This is a genomic window from Streptomyces sp. NPDC025793, from assembly GCF_055558375.1.
The window spans coordinates 84,172-91,081 of the sequence record NZ_JBVHMR010000002.1; the positions used below are offsets into that span (position 1 = coordinate 84,172).

Consider the following 6,910-nt stretch of genomic DNA (forward strand, 5'->3'; position numbering starts at 1 on the left):
TGGGGCCCGAAATAGCGTCAGACCCCTTCTCTCCAGGGCCGATTCGGATCTCTCATGTCGACATGTCACTACAGCGTGTTGCCGACATGTGACATTCTGCGGGAGACGCGTTTGCCGGGCCCTCGGCTCCGGTATTCAGGTGAAGGCTGCGTTGCTCGAAAGACGGCGCCGCCACGACCGTCCCGCGACCCAAAGGGGGTGGCATGTCCGCAGACCAGAGCAGCTCGAAGGTGCTGACGCCCGCGCCGAGCGAGGCAGCGCCCAAGGAGCTCGACGCTCTCGACGTCCTCGACGGAATCGAGGCCGTCACGGCCCTCGACGCCGTGCCGTCCCCGCCTGCCCAGGAGGCCGCGCCCGTCCCGGTCCTGCCGGCCACCGGGGACATCGACACCCGCACCCTGTCCCGCTCGCTGTTCCTGCGGCTCGCCGCCCTCGGCGAGGACAGCCCCGAGCGGGCCTACGTCCGGGACACCCTGATCGAGCTGAACCTGCCGCTGGTCCGCTACGCGGCCGCGCGCTTCCGCTCCCGCAACGAGCCGATGGAGGACATCGTCCAGGTCGGCACCATCGGCCTGATCAAGGCGATCGACCGTTTCGACTGCGAACGGGGCGTGGAGTTCCCGACCTTCGCGATGCCGACGGTGGTCGGCGAGATCAAGCGGTTCTTCCGGGACACCTCGTGGTCGGTGCGCGTCCCGCGCCGCCTCCAGGAGCTGCGCCTCGCCCTCACCAAGGCGAGCGACGAACTCTCCCAGAAACTGGACCGCTCCCCGACGGTGACGGAACTGGCCGCCGTGCTCGGCGTCTCCGAGGAGGACGTCGTCGACGGCCTCGCGGTCGGCAACGCCTACACCGCCTCCTCCCTCGACTCCCCGGCCCCCGAGGACGACGGCGGCGAGGGCTCGCTGGCCGACCGCCTCGGCTACGAGGACACGGCCCTGGAGGGCGTGGAGTACCGCGAGTCCCTGAAGCCCCTGCTGGCCAAACTCCCGCCCCGCGAGCGCCGGATCATCATGCTCCGCTTCTTCGCCAACATGACGCAGTCCCAGATCGGCGAGGAGGTCGGCATCTCCCAGATGCACGTCTCCCGGCTGCTGACGCGGACGCTGGCGCAGTTGCGGGAAGGGCTGATCTCGGACTGAGAACCGACTGAGGGTTCATTTCTGACGGTTCGTCAGCGACACTGGCCCGATGCTGCGCGCGACAGGGCCGGACGACACCGCTCCAACAACCCGTGCGACATGGACGCGTGGCCGCCGAGGCGCCGTTACGGCAGCATCGGCGGTCGTCGTCGTCCTGGGCGGGGTGCTCGCCGCGTGCGCGGACCGGGGCCCGGGCGGCGGTTACGTCGCGGTCGGCACGGTGGGCGGTCCGGACCGGGCCGGTACGGCGGCGGCCACCCCGACGGGCTCGGTCTCGCTGACCCCGCTCGACAGCAACTCGCCGACGACCCCGTCCGGTTCACCGCGCCCGAGCGCCGCGTCAGCCACTGCCGTCGCTTCCGGCTCCCCCGGCAGCCCGGGGCTGAGCACACCGGCGCCGGCCACATCCGGTCCCTCCGGCGGCGCAGGCGGCCCGTCCGGCACGACGCCCACGCCTCCCGAACCGTCCGCCTCCGGCACCTCCCCCACCCCAACTCCCGGCGCCGGCACGGCCGTCGGCCCGGCGGAGCTCTCCTGGGGCAAGCCGGCGACGAAGGACACCGATCAACGCTGGTGCCAGAAGGTGACCGTCGAGTTCCGCAACTCGGGCGGTACGGCGGTGCGTTCGGGCTCGGTGACGTTCGGGACGCACGTCATCGGCGCGCTCGGCATCGACTGGGAGACGATCGACTCGGCGGCCGGCCTCCCGGTGCCGATCGCGCCGGGCGCGCGGGTGAAGCCCGTCTGGACGGTGTGCGTCGACGCCTGGCGCGTGCCGCTCGGCATGCACATCGAGACGCGGGACGTCTCCGTCCAGTGGAAGTGATCCCGGCGCGGGGGACTACTTGAGCGCCAGCCAGGCCACGCCCGCCACCACGGCGATCGCGACGATGACGCCGATGATCAGGCCGACGCGCGGACCGCCGGAGGAGGAGGTCGCGGCCGTCTGCGCCTGGCGCCCCTGGGGGGCCTCGTCGACGAACGCGCGGAACATCTGGGTGCTGCCGGCGGGGTCGTAGTTGCCCTCGGGGCCCTGGGTGTTAGCCATGGCCCGAGACCTTAGCGAAGACGGCCCCGGCCGCCCAAGTGGGGTCCACCACGGCCCCAACGGGACAGAGGGGGGCACGCCACCCACCCCCACCTGCATATTTACGTTTGCAATACGTGCCTTTGCCAAGTTTTTGCGTCGCCGGACCCCGATTTGTTTGCCTGCAGCAACCAAACACTCTATGGTTGCCCCAAGCAACGAATACGGGAGGTGTGATGGCCGAGCAGGCGCAGTTCGAAGAGCTGGCGCGTCAGCTCAGTGCCGTCGGAGCCGTGAAACGGGACCTGGGGCGGATCCTTCCGCCCGACTGCCCGAACGGCTCGGCCGCCGTGCTGACCCTGCTGGGGCGCCACGGCGACATGCGCATGAGCAAGCTCGCGGAGCTGCTCTCCGTGGACATGTCGGTCACCAGCCGGCATGTCGCGCACGTCGCGGCGCGCGGCTGGATCGAACGGCTGCCGGACCCCGCGGACAAGCGCTCGCGGATCCTGCGCCTGACGCCCGCGGGGCTGGCACAGCTCGACGAGCTGTCCCGGCGCACCACGCACCTGCTCGCGGAGCGGCTCGCCGACTGGACCGACGAAGAGGTCGCCCAGCTCATCCGGCTGATGACCCGCCTGCGCGACTCGTTCGGCGACTGCCGGTCCGCCTCCTCGGCGTGCCGCATCCCCGCCCCCGTACTCGAAAAGACCACCCGTACACCCGCAAGCACGTAAGAAAAGGAAGCCCATGGCAACGACCACACCAGCCGGTGTGCGGGCTCATGCCAAGCACGGGGGAGGCTCCTCGGCAGAGCACGCCCCGATGACGCACCGGCAGATCATGGAGGCGCTGTCCGGCCTGCTCCTGGGCCTGTTCGCCGCCATCCTCTCCTCGACGATCGTCACCAACGCACTGCCGACGATCATCAAGAGCATCGGCGGCGGCCAGTCCGCCTACACCTGGGTCGTCACGGCGGCACTGCTCGCCATGACCGCCTCCGTGCCGCTGTGGGGCAAGCTCGCCGACCTGGTCAGCAAGAAGGCCCTCGTCCAGATATCCCTTGTCATCTACGTCATAGGCTCGGTCGTCGCCGGTCTCGCGCAGAACCCGGCGATGCTGATCAGCGCGCGTGTCATCCAGGGCCTCGGCGCCGGCGGTCTGTCCGCCCTGGTGCAGGTCATCATGGCCGCGATGATCTCCCCGCGCGAGCGCGGCCGGTACTCCGGCTACACCGGCGCCACCTTCGCCCTCGCGACCGTCGGCGGCCCGCTGCTCGGCGGCGTCATCACCGACACCTCGTGGCTCGGCTGGCGCTACTGCCTGTTCGTCGGCATCCCCTTCGCTCTGATCGCGCTGGTCGTGCTGCAGAAGACGCTGCACCTGCCGGTCGCCAAGCGGAAGGTCAAGGTCGACTGGACCGGCGCCTTCTTCATCACCGCGGCCGCCTCGCTGCTGCTGGTCTGGGTCACCTTCGCCAACGACAAGTACGCCTGGCTGTCCTGGCAGACGTACACGATGGTGGGCGGCACGATCGTGCTCGCGCTGCTGTTCGTGTTCACCGAGACCAGGGCCGCCGAGCCGATCATCCCGCTGCGCTTCTTCCGCAACCGCACGATCACGCTGGCCTCGCTGGCCTCCCTGTTCGTCGGTATCGGCATGTACGCGGGCACCGTGTTCTTCTCGCAGTACTTCCAGCTGGCCCGCGACAAGTCGCCGACGATGTCCGGCGTCATGACCATCCCGATGATCGGCGGCCTGTTCGTCGCGTCCATGGTCTCCGGCCGCTTCATCACCAGCACCGGCCGCTGGAAGGGCTGGCTGGTCGGCGGCGGTGTCTCCCTCACCGCGGGCCTCGCCCTGCTCGGTCTGATGCGCTACGACACCCCGTACTGGGAGCTGTCGATCTACATGGCGCTGCTCGGCATCGGCGTCGGCACGATGATGCAGAACCTGGTGCTGTCCACGCAGAACCAGGTCGCCCCGCACGAGCTGGGCGCCGCCTCCTCCGTGGTGAGCTTCTTCCGCTCCCTCGGCGGTGCGGTCGGCGTCGGCGTGCTCGGCTCGGTCATGTCCGAGCGGATCACCCACCACGCCAAGGACACCATCACCGAGCTGAGCCCGAAGGCGCAGGAGGCCGCGGCCAAGGCCGTCGGCAGCGGCAAGCTGCCCGACATGAACGCGCTGCCGGCCCCGGTGCGCACCTGGCTGGAGGGCGCCTACGGCCACGGCATCGCGGACGTCTTCCTCTACGCGGCCCCGTTCGCGCTGATCGCGCTCATCACGGTGCTGTTCATCAAGGAGGTCCCGCTGCGGACGTCCGGCGCGCTGGCCCAGGCCGCGCAGGAGAAGAGCGGGGCGGCCGCGGAAGCCGCCGCCCCCGTGGAGAGCGTTGTGACCACTGTGGAGAACACCGTGCAGGAGCCCGCACAGCAGAAGGTGCCCAGCTGGGCCGCGCCCGTCGTGTCGGACACCTCCGCCGCGTCCCCGGCCGCGGCCGCCGCGCCGGCGGCGACCGCCGTCGCGCTCGCCGAGCCCGCCTCGGGCGGCAGCGGCGGCACCCCGGTGCACGGCTTCGTCCGCGGCGCCGAGAGCGCCCCGGTCCCGCAGGCCGCGGTCACCCTGATCTCGCTGACCGGCCGCCAGCTGGGCCGCGCGGTCGCCCAGGGCGACGGCTCCTACTCCGTCGACGCCCCCGGCACGGGTTCGTACGTCCTCATCGCCTCCGCCGACGGCTACCAGCCGCAGGCCTCCACCATCGTGGTGGGCGGCGAGCCGCTGTCGTACGACATCCTGCTCAGCGGCACCAGCGGGCTGACCGGTGTGGTCCGGGCCGCGGGCAGCGCGCTGCCGGTCAAGGACGCGATGGTGATCGTCACCGACGTCCGCGGTGACCTGCTGGCCACCGCCGCCACCGGCGAGCAGGGCCAGTTCGCCTTCACCGACCTGGTGCCGGGCACGGTCACCCTGGCCGTCAACGCGAGCGGCTTCCGGCCGCGCGCCCTGCCGGTCGAGGTCGGCACCACCGGACTCACCCGGATCGAGATCGACCTGGACGCCGGTGCCCGGCTCCAGGGTGTCGTCCGGGCCCCGCACGGCCCGCTGGCCGACGCCCGGGTGACCCTGGTCGACCAGGCCGGCAACGTGGTCGGCACCTCCACCACCGGTACGGACGGGGCGTACGCCTTCACCGACCTGGACAGCGGCGAGTACACCGTCATCGCGACGGGCTACCCGCCGGTGGCGACGGCCCTGACCGTGGCCGGCTCCGGGGTCGACGGGCACCAGATCGAACTCGCTCACCCCGGCGAGTAGTTCCACCCCGGCCCGTGGCGCACGTACGGTCGTACCCGTCGTGCGTGTGCCACGGGCCGGTTCGCTTGAGACCGATGAGCAAGGCTTTGCAGGGAGAAAACGGGATGGGACTGACCGCGAAGATCCGTACGCGGGACGGGTGGGCCGTGTCGCACGCGGTCGTCACGGTGACCGACATGACCGGTTCGCAGGTGCTGCGCGCCGAGACGGATACCGAGGGAGCCGTGCGGGACACCACCGAGCTGGCGCCGGGGGCGTACACCGTGATCGTGACCGCCGTGGGCTACGCGCCCGCGGCCTCCTCGGCGATCGTCACCGCGAGCGGCCGCGCCGAGGTCGGCACGGTCACACTGGCCCGGCAGGGCGGCACCGAGCTGCCGCCGCCCGGCCCCTGGACGATCGACCCGGTGCACTCCTCCGTCGCCGCGGTCGCCCAGCACCTGGGCATCTCCAGCGTGCACGGCCGGTTCGCGGAGTTCGGCGGCACGATCGAGATCGCGCCCGACGACATCGCCAAGTCCCGGGTGGAGGCCGTGATCAAGGCCGCGTCCGTCGACACCGGCAACGGCATGCGCGACACGCACCTGAAGTCCGCGGACTTCCTGGACGTGGAGCAGCACCCGGAGATCACCTACCGCTCCACCGGCCTGTCACCGGCCGGCTCCGACCGCTGGACGGTGCACGGCGAGCTGTCCATGCACGGCATCGTGCGGCCGGTCGACCTGGACCTGGCCTACCTCGGCACCGGCGCCGACCCCTGGGGCGGCACACGCGCCGCGTTCCGCGCGACGGCGGAGCTGCGCCGCGAGGACTTCGCCATGAACTACAACCAGGTCCTCCAGGCCGGCATCGCCGCGATCGGCACGACGCTGAAGGTCGAGCTGGACATCCAGGCGGTCCAGGGGGATTCACTGCCCCAGGCGTAGGCACAGCAGGGTCAGCCACAGCGGCCGTTGCTGCCTCTAGGCTGGCTTGCCATGGCACCGAACATCGCGACCAACACCCGTGTATCGCTCGCCGAGCTGCTGGACTTCGTACGCCCCCGCCATCGCGCGCTGCTCATCACGCGCCGCGCCGACGGCGGGCCGCAGGCCTCCCCGCTGACCTGTGGGGTCGACGACGCGGGCCGGATCGTCGTCTCCACCTATCCCGAGCGCGCCAAGACCCGCAACGCCAAGCGCGACCACCGGGTCAGCCTGCTCGTCCTGAGCGACGAGTGGAACGGCCCCTGGGTCCAGATCGACGGCACCGCCGAGGTCCTCGACGCCCCCGACTCCGTGGAACCGCTCGTCGAGTACTACCGCAACATCGCCGGCGAACACCCCGACTGGGACGAATACCGCGAGGCGATGCTGAAACAGGGCAAGTCCCTCATCCGCGTCACCCCCGACCGCTGGGGCCCGGTGGCGACCGGGGGGTTTCCGGC

General features: G+C 71.2%; 7 protein-coding genes. 6 read left to right on the forward strand and 1 reads right to left on the reverse strand.

The features are described from left to right. The first annotated feature begins 203 nt into the window (after nt 1-203). Both ACZ4MF_RS04175 and ACZ4MF_RS04180 read left to right on the forward strand, forming a co-directional pair. Nucleotides 204-1,142 (forward strand): RNA polymerase sigma factor SigF, encoded by a 939-nt coding sequence (locus ACZ4MF_RS04175; RefSeq protein ID WP_467489606.1) that lies wholly within the window; start codon nt 204-206, stop codon nt 1,140-1,142. Nucleotides 1,143-1,191: 49 nt separating this feature from the next. After that, on the forward strand, nt 1,192-1,968 hold the full coding sequence (locus ACZ4MF_RS04180) for a hypothetical protein (RefSeq protein WP_467489608.1): 777 nt from the start codon (nt 1,192-1,194) through the stop codon (nt 1,966-1,968). A 15-nt stretch (nt 1,969-1,983) separates the two neighbouring features. On the opposite strand, the gene ACZ4MF_RS04185 is transcribed toward ACZ4MF_RS04180, so the two are convergent. Then, nucleotides 1,984-2,190, reverse strand: a complete 207-nt coding sequence (locus ACZ4MF_RS04185; protein WP_356029900.1) for a hypothetical protein — start codon at nt 2,188-2,190, stop codon at nt 1,984-1,986. 215 nt (nt 2,191-2,405) lie between these two features. Between ACZ4MF_RS04185 and ACZ4MF_RS04190 the strand changes: the two genes are divergently transcribed. The 4 genes from ACZ4MF_RS04190 to ACZ4MF_RS04205 form a co-directional block, all read left to right on the forward strand. After that, complete coding sequence (locus tag ACZ4MF_RS04190; RefSeq protein ID WP_467489610.1) at nt 2,406-2,906, forward strand: MarR family winged helix-turn-helix transcriptional regulator; 501 nt, start codon at nt 2,406-2,408, stop codon at nt 2,904-2,906. 88 nt (nt 2,907-2,994) lie between these two features. After that, nucleotides 2,995-5,484, forward strand: coding sequence for an MFS transporter (locus tag ACZ4MF_RS04195; RefSeq protein ID WP_467489612.1), 2,490 nt, complete (start codon nt 2,995-2,997; stop codon nt 5,482-5,484). 104 nt (nt 5,485-5,588) lie between these two features. After that, nucleotides 5,589-6,410 (forward strand): YceI family protein, encoded by an 822-nt coding sequence (locus ACZ4MF_RS04200; protein ID WP_467489614.1) that lies wholly within the window; start codon nt 5,589-5,591, stop codon nt 6,408-6,410. A 51-nt stretch (nt 6,411-6,461) separates the two neighbouring features. After that, nucleotides 6,462-6,910: PPOX class F420-dependent oxidoreductase (locus tag ACZ4MF_RS04205; protein WP_467489616.1), on the forward strand; the 449-nt coding region annotated here is incomplete at its 3' end.

Excerpts from the sequence above, each read along its gene's own strand:
- ACZ4MF_RS04175 (WP_467489606.1), top strand. The coding sequence starts at position 204 with ATGTCCGCAGACCAGAGCAGCTCGAAGGTGCTGACGCCCGCGCCGAGC.
- ACZ4MF_RS04180 (WP_467489608.1), top strand. The coding sequence starts at position 1,192 with ATGCTGCGCGCGACAGGGCCGGACGACACCGCTCCAACAACCCGTGCG.
- ACZ4MF_RS04185 (WP_356029900.1), bottom strand. The coding sequence starts at position 2,190 with ATGGCTAACACCCAGGGCCCCGAGGGCAACTACGACCCCGCCGGCAGC.
- ACZ4MF_RS04190 (WP_467489610.1), top strand. The coding sequence starts at position 2,406 with ATGGCCGAGCAGGCGCAGTTCGAAGAGCTGGCGCGTCAGCTCAGTGCC.
- ACZ4MF_RS04195 (WP_467489612.1), top strand. The coding sequence starts at position 2,995 with ATGACGCACCGGCAGATCATGGAGGCGCTGTCCGGCCTGCTCCTGGGC.
- ACZ4MF_RS04200 (WP_467489614.1), top strand. The coding sequence starts at position 5,589 with ATGGGACTGACCGCGAAGATCCGTACGCGGGACGGGTGGGCCGTGTCG.